General features: G+C 70.6%; 7 protein-coding genes. 1 reads left to right on the top strand and 6 read right to left on the bottom strand.

What is annotated here, in order from left to right; all coding sequences use genetic code 11:
* Nucleotides 1-17: 17 nt before the first annotated feature.
* Entirely contained in the window at nucleotides 18-2,252 is a 2,235-nt protein-coding gene (locus QE360_RS00945; protein ID WP_309698592.1) for a TonB-dependent receptor domain-containing protein, read from the top strand.
* Between the two features lie 22 nt (nucleotides 2,253-2,274).
* Here QE360_RS00945 and QE360_RS00940 read toward each other — a convergent pair whose 3' ends face one another.
* The 6 genes from QE360_RS00940 to QE360_RS00915 form a co-directional block, all read right to left on the bottom strand.
* Nucleotides 2,275-2,718 (bottom strand): MarR family transcriptional regulator, encoded by a 444-nt coding sequence (locus tag QE360_RS00940; protein ID WP_309698590.1) that lies wholly within the window; start codon nucleotides 2,716-2,718, stop codon nucleotides 2,275-2,277.
* 69 nt (nucleotides 2,719-2,787) lie between these two features.
* Nucleotides 2,788-3,975 (bottom strand): HlyD family efflux transporter periplasmic adaptor subunit, encoded by a 1,188-nt coding sequence (locus QE360_RS00935; RefSeq protein ID WP_309698588.1) that lies wholly within the window; start codon nucleotides 3,973-3,975, stop codon nucleotides 2,788-2,790.
* Complete coding sequence (locus tag QE360_RS00930) at nucleotides 3,972-6,113, bottom strand: type I secretion system permease/ATPase (RefSeq protein WP_309698586.1); 2,142 nt, start codon at nucleotides 6,111-6,113, stop codon at nucleotides 3,972-3,974. The genes QE360_RS00935 and QE360_RS00930 overlap by 4 nt, the downstream gene beginning before the upstream one ends.
* Nucleotides 6,110-7,378: a TolC family protein gene (locus tag QE360_RS00925; RefSeq protein ID WP_309698584.1), complete on the bottom strand. Its 1,269-nt coding sequence runs from the start codon at nucleotides 7,376-7,378 to the stop codon at nucleotides 6,110-6,112. The genes QE360_RS00930 and QE360_RS00925 overlap by 4 nt, the downstream gene beginning before the upstream one ends.
* A gap of 178 nt (nucleotides 7,379-7,556) precedes the next feature.
* Nucleotides 7,557-16,748 carry a BapA/Bap/LapF family large adhesin gene (locus QE360_RS00920; protein ID WP_309698582.1) on the bottom strand — a complete coding sequence of 3,064 codons (9,192 nt, stop codon included), beginning with the start codon at nucleotides 16,746-16,748 and terminating at the stop codon, nucleotides 7,557-7,559.
* A gap of 195 nt (nucleotides 16,749-16,943) precedes the next feature.
* Nucleotides 16,944-17,912, bottom strand: a complete 969-nt coding sequence (locus tag QE360_RS00915) for a family 43 glycosylhydrolase (RefSeq protein WP_309698580.1) — start codon at nucleotides 17,910-17,912, stop codon at nucleotides 16,944-16,946.
* Nucleotides 17,913-17,920 lie beyond the last annotated feature (8 nt).

The raw sequence follows: 17,920 nt of genomic DNA, 5'->3' as shown, positions 1-17,920 counted from the left end.
ATGGTTTCGAGGGGGTAATGATGCATAAGATTGGGGCGAATGCTCGGTCGAGTCTGCGCCGGGCGTGGCTTGCCAGCAGCGCGGTCGCGCTGTTGACGATGGCGGCACCCGCCGTCGCGCAGGTCCGACCTGCCGCCGAGCAGGGTGCGGCGGACGAGGCCGACAAGCAGGAAGTCGTCGTCACCGCCGCGCGCACCATCCTGCCGCCCAACGCGCTGCCGCTGACCATCGACATCATCGACAAGGCGGCGCTCGACCAGCAGATCGCGATCTCGGGCAGCACGACCGATGCCATATCGGTCCTGACGCCCAGCTTTTCCCCGACTCGCGGCAAGCTGTCGGGGGCGGGGGAGACGCTGCGCGGACGTTCGCCGCTCTATGCGATCAACGGCATTCCGCAGACGACCCCGCTGCGCGACGGCAGCCGCGACGGTTTCACCATCGACGGCTTCTTCATCGACCGGGTCGAGCTGATCTATGGCTCCAACGCGCTTCAGGGCGTCGGCGGGACCGGCGGCATCATCAACCAGGTGACGGTCGGCCCACCCCGGACCGAGGGCTGGTCGGGCCGTGCGCTGGTGCAGGGCACCACCGCCGACGGGTTCGAGGGCGAAGGGCTGGGCGGCAAGGCGGCGGGCCTCGTCCAGTACAAGTCCGGTATCTTCGACGCGACGCTGGGGGCGTCCTATGAACGGCGCGGCGTCTTCTACGATGCGCAGGATCGCCGGATCGGGATCAACCTGACGCAGGGCGAGACGCAGGATTCGCACGCGCTCGACCTGTTCGCGCGGCTGGGCGTGCAGTTGCGCGACACCGGGCGGCTGGACCTGATCGCCAATCGCTACACACTGGACGGCGAGGGACGGTTCGTGCCGCTGGCGGGCAATCGCCTGACCGGTGTGCCGACCAGCGCGGTGCGCGGCAACCCGCCCGGCAAGCCCGCCGCCAACCAGGCCGAGGCCCTGTCGCTATCCTATACCGACAGCGATGTTGCGGGCGGCAACCTGACGGCGCAGCTGTTCTTCAACCGCACCTATGACACGTTCGGCGGCGAGCCGACGGCGATCGCGACCTTCCAGGACCCGGCGATCGCGCCGGTCGGCACGCTGCTCGACCAGTCGGAGAACCGGTCGCGCAAGCTGGGCGCGCGGGCCAGCTATGAACGCGCGGTGCCGGGGTTCGAGGCGCTGGTCGCGACGATCGGCTTCGACGCGCTGTGGGACAAGTCGGAACAGCGGCTGATCATCACCAACCGCGTCTGGGTGCCACCCGCCGATTTCCGCAGCCTGGCCCCCTTCGCCCAGGCCAATCTGAAGCTGTTCGACGGCGTGGTCCGTCTGGCGGGCGGCGTCCGGTGGGAGAATGTGAAGGTCCGCATCAACGATTACCACACGCTCGCCTCCAACACCTATGACGGCAAGAATGCGGCGACCTATGGCGGCGTCAGCGTCAAGGGCGGCGAACCGGGTTTCGACCAGCTGCTGTACAATGGCGGCGTGATCCTGGAGCCCTGGAAGGGCATCCGCGCCTATGCCAGCTATGCGCAGGGCTTCACCATGGCCGATATCGGCCGCATCACCCGCGCGGTGTCCACCCCCGGCACCGACCTCAGCAATTTCCGCGCGATCGATCCGGTCATCTCGAACAATCGCGAGATCGGCGTCGAGGTGAAGCGTGGGCCGATGGACGCCAGCGCCACCTATTTCTGGTCGTCCAGCGACAAGGGCCAGGTGCTGCTGGCGCTGGGCAACGGCATCTTCGAGGTGCAGCGCCAGCGGGTCGAGATCCAGGGGCTGGAGCTCAATCTGGGCATGAAGATGCCGATCGAGGGGCTGCGCCTGTCGACCGGCTATGCCCATCTGATCGGCCGATATGACAGCGATACGCGCAATCCGGACGGCAAGGTCGACACCGATCTGGACGGCACCAACATCTCGCCCGACCGGATGAACGTGGCGGCCGACTTCGCCTCCGGCCCGGTTTCGGCACGGGTGCAGACGCAATTGTATCTGGCGCGCAATTTCCACGGCAAGGCCAATCCCGATCCGCGCAACAATTTCGGCGGCTATACGGTGACCGACGCCTATCTGCGCTACCAGACGCGGATCGGCGGCTTCTATGTCAGCGCGCAGAACATCTTCGATCGCTTCTATATCGACTATAACAGCGACACCCGTCTGCCCAACGACAACCTGGCCTTCTTCGCCGGGCGCGGGCGGACCTTCACCATCGGGTGGGACCAGCGCTTCTGATCGCCATGCGGTCGGGGACGGGTCAGCTTTGCGGCCGCCCGTCCTCGGTCATCGACAGGTCCAGGTGGCGCAGCATCGCGGTCATCGCATCGGTGCCGCGCTGGGTCAGGGTGACGGCCAGCCGCCGGTGATCCGCCGGGTCGGTCCGTCGCCGGATCAGCCCGGCCCCCTCCAGCCGGTCGATGCGGCGCAGCGCGCTGGTCGAGCTTTCGCCCGAGACGAGGATCAGTTCCTTGACGCAGAGGGGGCGGTTCTGCTGCTCGGCGATGAACAGCTCCAGCATCATGTCCCAGGCGGAATCGCGGAACACGTCGCGGGGAAAGAATTGGGCGGTATTGGCGCGCATCGCCTGGATCTGGCGGGCGAGGGCGAGCAGGGTGGGGCCGTTATGCCCCCGGATCGGCGCGGCGGACATCGCCGTGCGACCATGGGTGGCGGGATAGCGGGCTGCCAGGTTTTTCGACATCGACATATCCTGAGCTGAGGCCGGGGATGACGGTCATCCCTGGAATGGCGTGGGATGGGAGTGGGGCGACTACCGCTCACGCATCGCCTCGCGCGCGCGGTTGAGCGGTTTCAGAAGATATTGCAGCACGGTCTTGCTGCCGGTGTGGATGTCGGCGGTGGCGATCATGCCGGGCACGATCGGAAAGCGCTTGCCCGCCTTGTTGACCAGCGAGTCCGCCGTCGTCCGCACGAAGACGCGGTAATAATAGACGTCCGGGTTCACCTCGTCGCGGATGGTGTCGGGCGAGATGCTGCTCACCTTGCCCTCCAGCCCGCCGAAGATCGCATAGTCATAGGCGGTGATCTTGACGCTGGCGCGCTGGCCGGGGCGGATGAAGGCGATGTCGCGCGGCGCGATCCGCGCCTCGACCAGCAGGCGTTCGTCCAGCGGCACGATCTCCATGATCTTGCCATTGGGCGGGATCACGCCGCCGATGGTCGACACCTCGATATTCTTGACCACGCCGCGCACCGGCGAGCGCAGGGTGAGGCGGCTCAGCGTATCCGAGCGGCCGCGCACCACGGGGGCGAGCGCCTCCACCTCCTCGCTGACCTTGGCCAGATCCTGCCGCGCCTCGACGATATATTGCGAACGCAGGTCCGATTTCTTCAGGTCCAGATCGGCGCGCTGGCGCTTCAGGCGCAGCACCTCGACATTGCTGGCCGCGCCGACCGCGATCAGCGACTCGCCGATCCCCACTTCGCGGCCGATCAGCGCGAGCGACTCGTCGATCAGCCCGATCGAGCTGGCCAAGCTGCGGCGGCGTGCATCGTATAGCCGCTGCTGTTCGGCCTTGAGCGCGGGGAAAGCGTTCAGTTCGGGCGAGAAGGTCAGGGACGTGCCGTTCACCTCCGCCTGCAACCGCGCCTGCGCGGCGAGCGCGGCGCGGTATTTGGCGGCGCTTTCCTCGACCGTCGATCCGGCTTGCGTGGGGTCGAGCTGCGCCAGGATCTGGCCGGGCTTCACGATATCGTCCTGCCGGACCAGCATCTTGGCGAGGATGCCGCCCTCGAGCGATTGCAGCACCTGTTCGCGGCTGGTCGGCACCACCCGGCCGCTGCCCGTTGCGACCTCGTCCAGCTCGGCGAACCAGGCCCAGCCGAGTGCGGCGACGAACAGCGCGGTCAGCACCCACGTCATCCGCTTGGCCGCGAGCAGCGGCGCGCCGCCCTCGTCGGCGAAGGGCAGGTCGGCGGGATGGGTCAGCGCGGTCATGCCGCCTGGCTCCGCGCGCCACCTTGTGCGGCCTTGGTCATGGTCGCCAGCGCATTGGCCTTGGGCTGGTCGAGCAATATCTGGCCCTGGTCGATCACGATGATCCGGTCGACCAGTTCGAGCACGCGCATCCGGTGGGTGGCGACGATGACGGTGCGGCCCCGGCTCCATTCGCGGAACCGTTCGATGAACTGGCGCTCGGCGGTTTCGTCCATCGCGGCGGTCGGCTCGTCGAGCAGCACGACCTGCGGCTGGCGGATCAGCAGCCGGGCGAGCAGCAGCGCCTGTTGCTGCCCGCCCGACAGGCCACGCCCGCCTTCCAGCACGCGGTGCTCCAGCCCGTCGCGCAGCCGCCGGACGAAATCGACCGCGCCGACCATGGCGAGCGCCGCCAGGATCGCCTCGTCGCGCGCCATCGGTGCGCCCATGGTCAGATTCTCGCGCAGCGTCCCGTGGAACAGGCGGCTGTCCTGGGTCAGCAGCGCGACGTCGCGGCGGACATCGCCGGGATCGATCTGGTGCAGCGCGAGATCGTCGAGCAGCACCTCGCCCGATATCGGCTGGAGCATCCCCGACAGGCCCTGCAGCAGCGTGGACTTGCCCGCCCCGTTGCGGCCGAGCAGCGCGATCGTCTCGCCCGCCGCGATATCCAGCCGGGGGACGGTCAGCGCCGGGGGGGCATCGGGATCGGCATAGCCGAACACCGCCGAGCGCAGCGCGAAGCGCCCGGCGACCGAGGGCAGGGGGATGCGATGCTCGGCATCGGGATGGTCGACCGGCAGCGCCATGATCTGGTTCAGGCTCTGCGCGGCGACCTTGGCATGCTGATAGCGGCCGAGCAGGTGCGACACCTGCCCCATCGGCGCCATCATCCGGCTGGCCAGCATCGAGGTCGCGACCAGCGCGCCGGTCGTGATGTCACCCGCGATGACCATCGGCGCGCCAACGAAGATCACGGTCGCATAGACCGCATTCTGCACGCTCTGCGCCCAGGTCGACAGGCTGGCGGTCAGCCCGCGCAGACGCAGCTGCGCCTCGCCCGCCACCGCGTTGCAATGGTTCCACTGGCGCTGGAAACGCTCCTCGGCCTGGAGCGTCTTGATGTCCTCGATCCCCTGTACCGCCTCGACCAGCAGGGCGTTGCGCAGCGAGGTCTCGCGCATCGACTCGGTGGCATGCGCGCGCAGGCGGCGCTGGGCGAGGAGGCTGGGCAGCAGGAGCGCGACCAGCGCCACCACCGGCACTAGCGCCAGCGTGCCGCCGATGAAGCAGAGGATGGCGAGGAACAGCAGGAAGAAGGGCAGGTCCGCCACCGCCGCGACGGTGGTCGAGGTCAGCATGTCGCGCACCTGGTCCAGATCGCGAAGCTGCGCGATGAAGGTGCCGGTCGAGGTCGGCCGCGCGCGGTTGCGGACGCGCAGCGCGTGGCCGAACACCCGGTCGGACAGCCGCAGGTCCGCGCGCTTGCCCAGGATGTCGGTGATGCCGACCCGCAGCCGCCGCAGGACGTAATCGAACCCGGTCGCCAGCAGCACGCCCAGGAACAGGATATAGAGCGTCGGCATCGACTGGGCGGGGACCACCCGGTCATAGACCTGCATCGAGAACAGCACGCCCGCCAGCCCCAGGCAGTTGGTCACGACCGAGGCGATGGCGACATGGCCGTAGCCCCGTGCATCCTGAAGCAGGATGTCGCGCAGCCAGTGCGGCTGGAAGGGGCGGATATAGCTGTCGACCCGGACATCGGCGGCCGAGCGTGACGGGCGGGGGATGACGAAGACGCGGGTCTGTTCGACCAGCGCGGCGAGCGGTCGCTGCACTGCCAGATCGGCTTCGCCTGCGACGGTGAACAAAGCCTGCCCCTCGGCATCGATCGCGGTGATCAGCGCCAGCTCGCCGTCCGCCAGGCACGCGATGACCGGCAGCCGCCAGCTGGTCAGCCGGACGCTGGCCGGGGCGGCGAAGCGCACCGACAGGCCCGAGGCGCGGGCGAGCGCGCGGACCCGCGTCTCCTCGTCGCCTTCGCCCTGCCAGAGCGCGGTCAGCCGCGCGCGCTGTTCGGCAAAGGGCATGCGGTAATGGCGGGCGACCTGACCCATCATGTCGATCCAGCCCTGCGCATCGGCAGGCGCGGTCACAGCGTCACCCCCCGGATGCTGGTGCCGGTCAGCCCGAAATCGTCGCGCGCCTGGCCCGAGACATAAAGGCATTCCACCGCCAGTCGGCGCAGGTCATGCTGGGTGTTCGCCGCGTCGAAGCGCGCCTGCTGCAATTCCTGTTCGGCGTTGAGCAGGTCGACCAGCGTGCGCGTGCCCATGTCGAGATATTGCAGGCGATAGAGCTTGCCCGTCTCGACCATATTGTCCTGCCGTTCGGCGAGCGTGGCGAGCAGTTGCGACAGCCCGGCCATCTGCTGCTGCGCCTCGGCGAGTTGCTGGCCCGCCTCGTTGCGCGCCTGGCGCTCGGCGGCCTCGGCGGCGCGGACGCCGTAATCGGCGCTGCGCGCGCGGGCGCGCACCGCATTGCCGCCGAACACGTCGCTGGTGACGTTCAACCCGAAATTATAGAGGCTGCGGTCGGAAAAGGGCGACGACACATCGGCCGAGGCATCGCCGGCCAGCGCGATGGTGGGCAGCCGCCCGGCATGGGCGCGCCGCGCCTCGGCGGTCGCCTGTTCATATTGCGCGCGGGCCCGCATGATCGCGGGCACATCGGCCCAGTCGACCGTCATCGCGCGGCCGCAGCTGCGCAACAGCCAGTCGGGCACTTGCGGATCGACCGCGGGCGCGCTCTCGCGGCCCAGCAGGAAGGACAGGCTGGTGGTCCAGCGGCGCTGTTCCGCCTCGATCCGGGTCAGCGTCGCGCGCGCGGCGGCGACCCGCGACTGGGCCTGGAGCGCGTCGGATCGCGTCGTCGCGCCCTTGCCGAACCGCTTTTCGACCAGCGCGCTGATATCCTCGATCCGTGCCAGCTGCTCCATCGCGATGGCGCGCAGCGCGGCGTTGCGCTGGACCTCGATCATCGCAAAGCCGGTGTCGCGGATCAGCCCGTCCACCGCCAGCAACAGGTCCGCGCGCCCGATCCGGGTGCCTGCGCGCGCCGATTCCACCGCGCCCGCGACCTTGCCGAAATCATACAGCATCTGCGAGGCGGACAGTTGCGGCCGGGGGCGCCAGCCGGTGCTGATCCGGCTGTCATAGCCGCTGCCGACGCCCGCGCTGATCCGGGGGAGATAGCCCGCGCGCGCAACCTCGACATCCTCGCCGCGCGCGTCCAGCGTCGCGCTGGCCTGCGTGACCGAGGGGTGCCAGGCCAGCACCTCGCGCATGGCGCTTTCCATCGTGACGGCCGGTTCGGCCGATACGGGGGCGCTTGCCATGATCACCGCCAGAATAGCCGCCATCACCCTTTCCGATCGTCGCTGGTAGCGTTCACGCCACTCTGTTCTCATCAGGCGCCTTTCCTAGCCTCTCCAGCGCCGGAGTTCGGCTAAACTACTTTAATAAAAAAAGAAAAGTGCCGAAGACTGGCGCCTTCGGCACTCCCAATCACGTCCATTTCCGGAGTGGTGACCGCATTCGTCACATTATGTGCATGGTCGCCAGTTTCTCCTGCTCGGGATCGGCCGAAACGGTCAGATAGCCGAGCGGATCGTCGACGATCGGCGCGGCGTCGATGGGACCGGTATCGGTGGCGATCGCGGTCGATCCCCGATCGTCGTCGTTCAGGGTGACGGTCGCGGGCTGCTGCGTATCCAGATAGCGGGTCAGCACCGCCTCCAGATCGCCCTGGCCCTCCATCAGCGACAGGGCGATCCGCGCGTCGCCATGGTCGGCGGCGACCACCGGCGCGGGCTGGTCGATGTCCGCCATCATCGGCACCACGTCGAGCGCCAGATGATCCATGCCATCGGCATCGAGCGCGGTGATCGTCGCGGCCGGGAAGGCCGGGGCGACGCCGTTGTTGATGTCGACCGCGACGTCCAGCCGCGCGGTCGCCACCTGCCCGTCGGGCTGGACGATCTGATAGGTGAAGCTGTCCACCGGATCGACCGCCGAATAGCCCAGCGTCGTGCTCGGCTGATAGCTATACTGTCCGACCTCGTTGATCGTCAGCGTGCCGTGCGCCCCCGTCAGCGTCAGCAGCGTGTCGCCCACCGCGACGAAGCGGCCGCCCGACAACATCCGGATTTCCAGGAAGTCGCTGCCCGGCGCGTCGTTCGCCAGCAGGTCGCCGCTGACCGGGGTCGTGCCGGTCAGCGCGAACTGGTCGAGATGGGTGACCGTCTGGGCGACATAGACGCTGCTCGTATAGCCGGTGCCCAGCGCGTTGGTGCTGGTGACGGTGTAGTTATAGGTGCCCGAGGGCAGCCCGGTCATCGTCACGCTGAGCCCCGTGCCCAGCACCCCGCCAATGCCCGCCACGCCGGTGCCCGAGTTGGTGCCGACTACCGTGCCCGCCGCATTGGTGACGGTGATCGTATAGCTGGGCAGCAGCGCCAGCCCCGGCGCGATGACCGCCGACAGGGTGACGTTGGCGACGCTGTTGGCGTCCACCGTGAAGCTGTCGACGGCCCGCCCGGTCTGCGGCCCGGACAATATGCTCGCCAGCGGCGTGGTGAAGCTGGTGTCGACGACCGGCGCGCGCGTCTCGACCACGTTGACGAAGCTGGCCGCGGCGGTGGCGATGTCGTTCACGGCCAGGGGCGCGCCGGTCACGTCGGGGCTGCCGATCGTGATGGTCAGCGTGGCGCTCTCGCGTTCATTGTCCGAGGCGTCGAGCAGCGTGTAGGTGAAGCGGTCGACCTTGCCGAGCACCGCCGCATTCGCATCGGGGATATAGGTGTAGCTGCCGTCGCGCGCGATGGTCAGCGTACCCCATAGACCCGCGACGATCGTGGTGTCGGCCGTCACCGCCGTCGTCACGCCGTTCAGCGTCACGCTCTCCACGACCGTCTGCGGGCTGACCACGTCGATCTGGCCGCCGGTGCCGGGATCGGTGATGACGTTGCCGTTGGTGACGGCGGGTATGACCTGCGCGATGTCGGTGAAGTCGGAATCGACCCCGGTGACGCTCAGCCCGCCCAGCAGCCCGACGCCCAGCGTATTGTCGAAGGTGACGAAGGCGCGGTACTGGCCCGGCCCCAGATCGGCATTGGCGACGAGGTTGCCGTTCAGCAGCCCGACCTCCAGCAGCGAGGACGTGCCACCGCCATCGACCGCGACCCAGCTGGTCCCGTTGAACCGCTGGACCACCACCGAATAGCCGCTGGCGACCCCGACATTGGCCAGCGAGTCATAGGTGAAGGTCGCCGCCAGCGTATGGCCCGCATCGACGGTGAACTGGACATTGGGGATGGCCAGCACCTGCGCATCGAGGTTGACCAGCCCCAGCGAGACGAGCGCGGTATAATTGGCGCTGCCCAGATTCTCGTTGGTCTGGACCGGGACCAGATCGACCAGCGCCGTGGCGGCGTTGTCGAAGGCGCCGATGTCGAAGGGCGCGACGATCGACACCGCTGCCGAGACATTGCCCGCCCCGTCGCGCAGGCCCACGCTCAGCGTCTCGCCCGCCAGCTGCGGGCTGGGCAGCGTGACCGCATAGAGCCCTCCGGGGGCGACCGTGCCGGTGCCGAGGACGGTCCCGGCGGCGTTGCGCACCTCCACCGTGGCGCCCGGCTCGCCCAGGCCGCTGACCACCGTGCCGCCCGGATTGATCGTGGCGGTCGGGGGCGCGGGGGGCGTGATGTCGGGGGCGTTGGCGACGATCCGGACCGAGGCATTGCCCGCCGCATCGGTCTGGGTCACGCTCAGCAGCTGGCCATTGGCCTGCGGCGTGGAGAGCGTCGCGCTATAGCCGCCATCCGCACCGACCAGCGCGGTGCCTACCAGCTGTCCGGCGGGGTCGAGGATGCGGATCGTCGCCCCCGCCTCGCCGGTGCCGGTGACGGTCGTGCCCGTGCCGTTGACCGTCGCCAGCGGGGCGGCGGGCGGGGTGATGTCGGGCGCGATCACGCTGCCGGGCAGCGAGGCATTGCCCGCGACATCGGCCTGCGTCACCTGAAGCACCTGGCCATTGGCCTGCGGCACGGTCAGCGTCACGCTATAGCTGCCATTGGCCGCGACGATGCCGGTGCCGATGACCGCGCCCAGCGGATCGCGGACGGTGACCGTCGCTCCGGCCTCGCCGGTGCCGGTGACCAGCGTACCGACGCCGTTGATCGCGGCGGTCAGCCCGATCGGGGCGGTAATGTCGGGCGCGGTCGCCTGCGCGGTCGCCGAGACATTGCCCGCGGCATCGGCCTGGCTGAGCGACAGGAGCTGGCCGTTCGCCTGGGCCGGGACGAGCGGCACGGCGAAGCTGCCGTCCGCCGCGACCAGTGCGGTGCCCAGAATGGCGCCGCCCGGACCCCGGATGGTGACGGTCGCCCCCGCCTCGCCGGTGCCGGTCAGGGTGGTGCCGTCCCCCGACACGATGCCGACCGGCGCCAGCGGCGCGGTGAGGTCGGGTGCGGTCACCGCGGCAGCGGCCCCGACATTGCCCCCGGCATCGGCCTGGGTCACGGACAGCGCCTGGCCGTTGACCTGCGGCGTGGCGAGGATGGCGGCATAGGTGCCGTTGGGGGCCACCACCGCCGTGGCGATCACCGTGCCGCCCGCATCGCGGATGGTGACGGTCGCGCCCGCCTCGCCTTGGCCGGAGACCAGCGTTCCCGCGCCGTTGATCGCGGCGGTCAGGCCGACCGGCGCGGTGATGTCGGGCGCGCTGACCTGCGCGATCGGCGACACATTGCCCGTCGGGTCGCTCTGGCTGAGCGACAGCAGCTGGCCATTGGCCTGGGGCGGGGTCAGCGTCGCGGTGAAGCTGCCGTCCCCGGCCACCAGCGCGGTGCCCAGGACGATGCCGCCGGGGCCGCGGATGGTGACGGTGGCGCCCGCCTCGCCGGTGCCGGTGATGGCGGTGCCGTCGCCCGCGACGATGCCGACCGGCGCGAGCGGCGCGGTCAGGTCGGGCGCGGTGACGGGGGCGGGGGCGCCGCTATTGCCCGCCGCATCCGCCTGGGTCGCGACCAGCAGCTGGCCGTTCACCTGCGGCGTGGTCAGGAGCGCGGCGTAGCTGCCGTTCGCGGCGACCAGCGCGGTGCCCAGCACCGTCCCGGCGGCATCGCGGATGGTGACGGTCGCCCCCGCTTCGCCCTGGCCCGTGACGATGATGCCTGCGCCGTCGATTGCGGCGGTCAGCCCGACCGGCGCGCTGATGTCGGGCGCGGCGATCTGCGCCATCGGCGAGACATTGCCCGCCGGATCGGCCTGGGTCAGCACCAGCAGCTGGCCATCGGCCTGAGCGGGCGATAGCGTCGCGGTGAAGCTGCCGTCCCCGGCCACCAGCGCGGTGGCCAGGATCGTGCCGCCGACGTCGCGGATGGTGACGGTCGCCCCCGCTTCGCCGGTGCCGGTGACCGTCGTCCCGTCCCCGGATACGGTCCCCAGCGGCGCGATCGGCGCGGTCAGGTCGGGCGCGATGACGCCGATGCCGGGCGAGGCATTGCCCGCCGCATCCGCCTGCGTCGCGGTCAGCGGCTGGCCATCGGTCTGCGGCGTGGACAGCACCACCACATAGCGGCCGGTCGCGCCGACCACCCCGCTGCCCAGCAGCGTGCCGCCTGCGTCGGCGATGCGGATGGTCGCGCTGACTTCTCCGACGCCCGTCACCACCGAGCCGGTGGCGTCGATCGTCGCGGTCGGCGCGGCGGGCGGGGTCAGGTCCGGCGCGATCACGATGGCGGGGGGCGAGACATCGCCGTCCGCATCGGCCTGGGTCACGCGCACCGTCTCGCCATTGGTCTGCGGCGTGGTCAGCGTGGCGCTGTAGCTGCCGTCCGGATTGACGGTGGCGCCGCCGATGACGGTGCCGGTCGCATCGCGCACGGTGATCGTCGCGCCTGCCTGTCCGGTGCCCGATACGCTCGCGCCGTCCAGCGCGACGCTGGCGGTCGGTGCGCCCGGCGTGTCGTTGGGCACCAGATCGGGGGCGATCGCCGCGCCCGGTGCCGAGACATTGCCCGCCGCATCCGCCTGGGTCAGCGTCAATAGCTGGCCGTTGGTCAGCGGCGGGGCGAGCGCGACGGTGAAGCGGCCATCCGCGCCGACCGGCACGGTGGCGATCACCAGCCCGACCGGATCGGTGATGGTGACGATCGCGCCGATCTCGCCGGTGCCGGTCAGGCTGGCGCCGTCGGCCGCCACGACCGCGGCGGGCGCGTTCGGCGGCGTCAGATCGAGCGCGGCAACGCTCGTGCTGCCCGAGATATTGCCGGTGGCATCGGCCTGGCTGACCGACAGGATCTGCCGGTCGATCTGCGCGACGGGCAGGAGCACGGCATAGCTTCCCCCCGCATTGACGGTCGCGGTGCCCAGCACGTTGCCGCCCGCGTCGCGCACCGTCACGGTCGCACCGACCTCGCCCGTGCCCGACACGATCCTACCCGTCGGATCGAGCGAGGCGAGCGGCGCACCCGGCGCGGTGATGTCGGGCGCGGTCACGATGGTCGCGCCCGAGACATTGCCCGTTGCGTCGGACAGGGTGGCGCTGATCGTCCCGCCATTCGCCTGGGCGGGGGTCAGGGGCACGGCGAACAGGCCATCGGCACCGATCGCGCCGCTGCCGATCACCGTCCCATCGGCGTCGCGGATGGTGACGGTCGCCCCCGCTTCGCCGCTGCCGCTGGCCAGGGTGCCGTCGGCGTTGACGGCGACCAGCGGCGCATCGGGCGCGGTGAAGTCGGGCGCGGTCACCGTCACCGGGGCGGAGGCATTGCCCGCCGCATCGGCCTGCGTCACCAGCAGGGTGTCGCCGTCGATCTGGGGCGGGGCGAGGACGACCGTATAGGCGCCATTGGCGGCGGCGGTCGCGGTGGCGACCACCGTGCCGCCCGCATCGCGCACGGTAACGGTCGCGCCCGCTTCGGCCAGCCCGGTCACGACCGTGCCGGTGGCATCGATCGCGGCGGTCAGCCCGACCGGCACGCTGGTATCGAGCGCGATCAGCGCCAGCGGCGCCGAGACATTGCCCGCTGCATCGGCCTGGGTGACGGTCAGCGTCTGGCCGTTCACCTGCGGCGTGGTCAGCGTGACGGCAAAGCCGCCGTCTGCCCCGACCTGCGCGGTGCCCAGCACCGTCCCGTCCGCCGCGCGCACGGTAACGGTGGCGCCGACCTCGCCGGTGCCGCCGACCGTGATGCCCTCGGGCGACAGCGTGGCGACAGGCGCGGCGGGGGCGGTCAGATCGGGGGCGATGGGGGCGACGGAGAGTGAGGCATTGCCCGCCGCATCCGCCTGCGTCACCTGCAACGTCTCGGCATTGCGTTGCGGGATGGTCAGCGTCGCGACATAGCTGCCGTCCGCGCCGACGATGGCGGTGCCGATGACGATACCGGCGGGATCGCGAATGGTGACGCTCGCCCCCGCTTCGCCCAGGCCGGTCACCAGCGTCCCGTCGCCGCTGACCGTCGCGGTCAGCCCGGTGGGGGCGGTGATGTCCGGCGCGGTGACGATGACGACGGGCGAGGCATTGCCCGCCGCATCGGTCTGGACGATCTGCACGGTCTCGCCATTGGCTTGGGGCGTGGCGAGTGGGACGGCGAAGCGGCCGTCCGCGCCGACCTGCGCGGTGCCCAGCAGGGTGCCGTCGGCGGCCCGCACGGTGACGGTCGCGCCGGGCTCGCCGGTGCCCGCCAGCGTCACCCCGGCATCGACGACCGATCCGGTCGGCGCGAGCGGCGCAGTGATGTCGGGCGCGGTCAGCGGGACGGGGGCGGAGACATTGCCCGCCGCATCGGCCTGGGTCACGCTCAGCGCCTGGCCATTGGCCTGCGGGGTGGTCAGCGTCGCGCTATAGCCGCCATTGGCATCGACCTGCGCGGTGCCGATCGTCGTGCCGCCCGCATCGCGGATGGTGACGGTCGCACCGGGCTCGCCGCTGCCGGTCACGACGATGCCGTTGCCGTCGATCGTCGCGGTCAGCCCGGTCGGGGCGGTGATGTCCGGTGCGGTGAGGGTGACGGAGGGCGAGCTGTTCCCGCCGCGATCGGTCTGGCCGACCGTCAGGGTCTCGCCATTGGCCTGGGCGGGGGACAGGGTGACGCTATAGCCGCCGTCCGCGCCGACCACCGCGCTCGCCAGCGGGGTGCCGTCCGGCCCGCGCACGGTGACCGTGGCGAAGGGCTCGCCGGTGCCGATGACCGCGCTGCCGTCCGGCGCGATCGTCGCGACGGGTGCATCGGGGGCGGTCACGTCGGGGGCGGCGACGATGCTGGGGTCGGAGACATTGCCCGCCGCATCGGTCTGCGTCGCGGTCAGGACCTGGCCGCCGGTCTGCGGCGTGGCGAGCGACACGACGAAGCTGGTGTCGGCGGCGACCACCGCGCTGCCCAGCAGATTGCCGTTCGCATCGACGATCCGCACCGTCGCGCCGGGCTCGCCATTGCCATAGACCGCCGCGCCGTCACCCGACAGCGTGACGCCGGGCGCGTCCGGCGGGGTGATGTCGGGGGCGACCGTCATCATCGGCGGCGAGATATTGCCCGCCGCGTCGGTCTGCGTGACCATCAGCATCTCGCCATTGGCCTGCGGCGTCGGCAGCGTCACCGAGAAGCTGCCGTCCGCCGCCACGGGCGCCGTCGCGATCAGCGTGCCGTCGGCGTCGCGGATCTCGACGATCGCCCCCGCTTCGCCGGTGCCGGTGACGACCGTGCCCTCGGGGCTGAGCGCGACCGAGGGCGCGTCGGGCGCCGCTAAATCGGGCGTGACGGTGGTGACGGCGGCGGAGACATTGCCTGCGGCGTCGGTCTGCGTCGCCGACAGCGTCCTGCCATCGGCGGTGCCGGTGGGCAGCGTGACGCTGAACGCGCCATCCGCGCCGACGATGGCGGTGCCGATCGGCAGGCCATCGGCGTCCGTGACCCGCACGGTCGCGCCGGGCTCGCCCGTCCCGGTCAGCACCGTGCCGTCCGCGCTGACCGCGACGACCGGCGCGCCGGGGGCGCTGGTATCCGGCGCGGTCAGCGTGGCCGCAGCCGAGACATTGCTCGCTGCATCCGCCTGGGTGACGGTCAGCGTCTGGCCATTGGTCTGCGGCGTAGTGAGGGTCAGCGTATAATTGCCCTGCGCATCGACGGTGGCGGTGCCGATGTCCTGTCCTGCCGCGTCACGAACCGAAACCGTCGCGCCGGGCTCACCGGTGCCGGTGATGGTATCGCCATTCTGCCCTAGCGTCGCGGTCGGCGCAGCGGGCGCGGTCGTATCGGGCGCGGTTAGCGTGGCGGCGGGCGAGACATTCCCGGCCGCGTCGGCCTGGGTGACGGTTAGCGTCCCGCCATTGGTCTGCGGCGTGGTGAGGGTCAGCGTGTAGTTGCCCTGCGCATCGACGGTTGCGGTGCCGATGACCTGTCCGGTTGCATCACGAACCGAAACCGTCGCGCCGGGCTCGCCGGTGCCGGTAACGGTGTCGCCATTCTGCCCGAGCGTGGCAGTCGGTGCTGCGGGCGCGGTCGTATCAGGTGCGGTCAGTGTGGCGGCGGGCGAGACATTCCCGGCCGCGTCGGCCTGCGTGACGGTCAGGGTGCCGCCATTGGCCTGCGGCGTGGTGAGGGACAGCGTGTAGTTGCTCTGCGCATCGACGGTGGCGGTGCCGATGACCTGCCCAGCTGCGTCGCGAACCGAAACTGTCGCGCCGGGCTCGCCGGTGCCGGTTATCGTCGTGCCATTCTGGCCGAGCGTTGCGGTCGGCGCGGCGGGCGGGGTGATGTCGGGCGCGGTCAGCGTGGCGGCGGACGAGACATTCCCGGCCACGTCGGCCTGTGTGACGGTCAGCGTGCCGCCATTGGCCTGCGGCGTGGTCAGCGTCAGCGTATAATTGCCCTGCGCATCGACCGTCGCGGTGCCCAGCACGTTTCCGGCGGCATCGCGGACGGTGACGGTCGCGCCGGGCTCGCCGGTGCCGGTGATCGTCGTGCCCTGGCCGTTCACGGTCGCGGTGGGGGCGGTGGGGGGGGTGATGTCGGGGGCGGTGACGCTGGCACCGGGCGAGACATTGCCCGCCGGGTCCGACTGGGTGACGGTGACCGGCTGGCCGTTGGTCTGGGGCGGGTTGAGCGTGATGGCATAACTGCCGTCCGCGCCGACCGTGCCGGTCCCGATCACCGTGCCGGTGGGATCGGTGACGCGGACCGTCGCCCCGGCCTCGCCGGTGCCGGTGACGCCGGTTCCGGCCGGGTTGAAGATGGCGGTGGGCCGCGCGGGCGCTTGCGTATCGGCGGTCGGTGGGGTGGTGGGGGCGCGATCATCGCCGCCGCCGCCGCCCGAGACGGCTGCGACCAGACCGCCGACTCCCGCCACGCCCAGCACGGCGGGCAGGATGAACGACGCGCCGCCGCCCTGCGCCGCCCCCTGCGCGGCCAGCAGGTCGTCGAGGCTGGTCAGCGCGGTGAAGCGGCCCGCGCCACTGGCGGCGGGATGCGCCAGCCATTGACCGCCCTGATCGTCGCGCAGGACGAGGTCGCTGATGGTGCCGCGCTGCTCGTTGTAGAAATGGTCGATACGGATGGTCTGGCCATCGGTCAGGCGGATGATCAGGTCGTTGCCCTGTCGTTCCATCGCGGCGACCTGCGCGCGGTCGAGGTCGAGCCGGACGACGCTGGGCGCATCCAGGGTGATGACGTTGGCGGTGGTGGTGGTCGTGGTTCCGTTGGCCTTGGCGATGATCTCGGTCTGCATGCCCTGCTCCTCCCAAAAGCTGTTCCCGGCGTCCGGCACGGGATGCCGGACGGGGGCGACGGCGCATGGGTCGCACAGAGATGCGGACGCACGGCCTGCCCCTTATGAAGCGGGAACCACGGCCTGGGTCGGCGGATGCTGGAATTCCGAATCCGGATTTGATTCAGATGGTTAATGGAAGTTTACGCGTCCCCGTCACCGCCGGGGCGACAGCGTCGGCGCATCGTCGTCGGTCATCGTCACGCGGCGTATCCTGCCGTCCGGGGCATAGCCGATCCGGTCGATCGCCACGACCCGTTCGCCCCGGAACGGCCCGGGTCCGGCCGCGCGGTCCCAGCGGTGATAGACGATCAGCCAGCGCCCGTCGGGCGTCTTCACGAAGCTGTGATGCCCCGGCCCCTGATGCCGCGCGTCGCTGGTCAGGATCGCACCGCGATAGCGCCATGGCCCGACGGGCGAGGGGGCGGTCGCGTAATGGACCGAATAATCGGGTCCGTCGAAGCGGCCATGGCTGTAGGACAGGTAATAGAGCCCGCCGCGTTCGTGCATGAACGCGCCTTCGGTGAAGTTCGGCGGCTGCGGCACCGGGATCTCGCGCGCGATCGACACCATGTCGGGCTTCAGCTGCCATACGCGCAGCCTCGCCCCCGCGCTGCCGCCCGCATAGAGATAGGTCCGGCCCGATTTGCGGTCGGTAAAGACCATCGGGTCGATCGCCTCGAACCCCGGGCCGCCGGTGACGAGCGGGCGGCCGCTGTCGCGATACGGTCCCTCGGGCCGGTCGGCGACGGCCACGCCGATCCGGCTGGGCGTCGGATTTTGCGGGCCGACCGAATAATAGAGATAATAGCGGCCGCCCCGCACCGCGACGCCGGGCGCCCAGAGGAAATGGTCGCGGGCGCCGTCGTCCTTGATCCAGCCGATCTGGTCGCGCCGGATCAGCGCACCGCGCGGCCGCCAGTCCTTGAGGTCGCGGCTGGAAAAGGCGCCGAACCGGTCGGCGGCCCAACTGCCCCCCGGCCCGCCGGTGGGAAAAATCCACATCTCGTCGCCGATCATCATGGCATGCGGGTCGGCCCCCTCGAATTGCGGGTTCCGCGCGGCGACCGAGACGGTGATCGCCAGCGCCAGTCTGGCGGCGGCGCAATAGTGGAACGCCCTCATCCTGATCC

The sequence above is a fragment of the Sphingomonas sp. SORGH_AS_0789 genome, assembly GCF_031453055.1.
In the GTDB taxonomy this organism is placed as follows: domain Bacteria; phylum Pseudomonadota; class Alphaproteobacteria; order Sphingomonadales; family Sphingomonadaceae; genus Sphingomonas.
The sequence above is the reverse complement of the archived record's forward strand: the minus strand, read 5'-3'. Positions and strand labels throughout refer to the sequence as shown.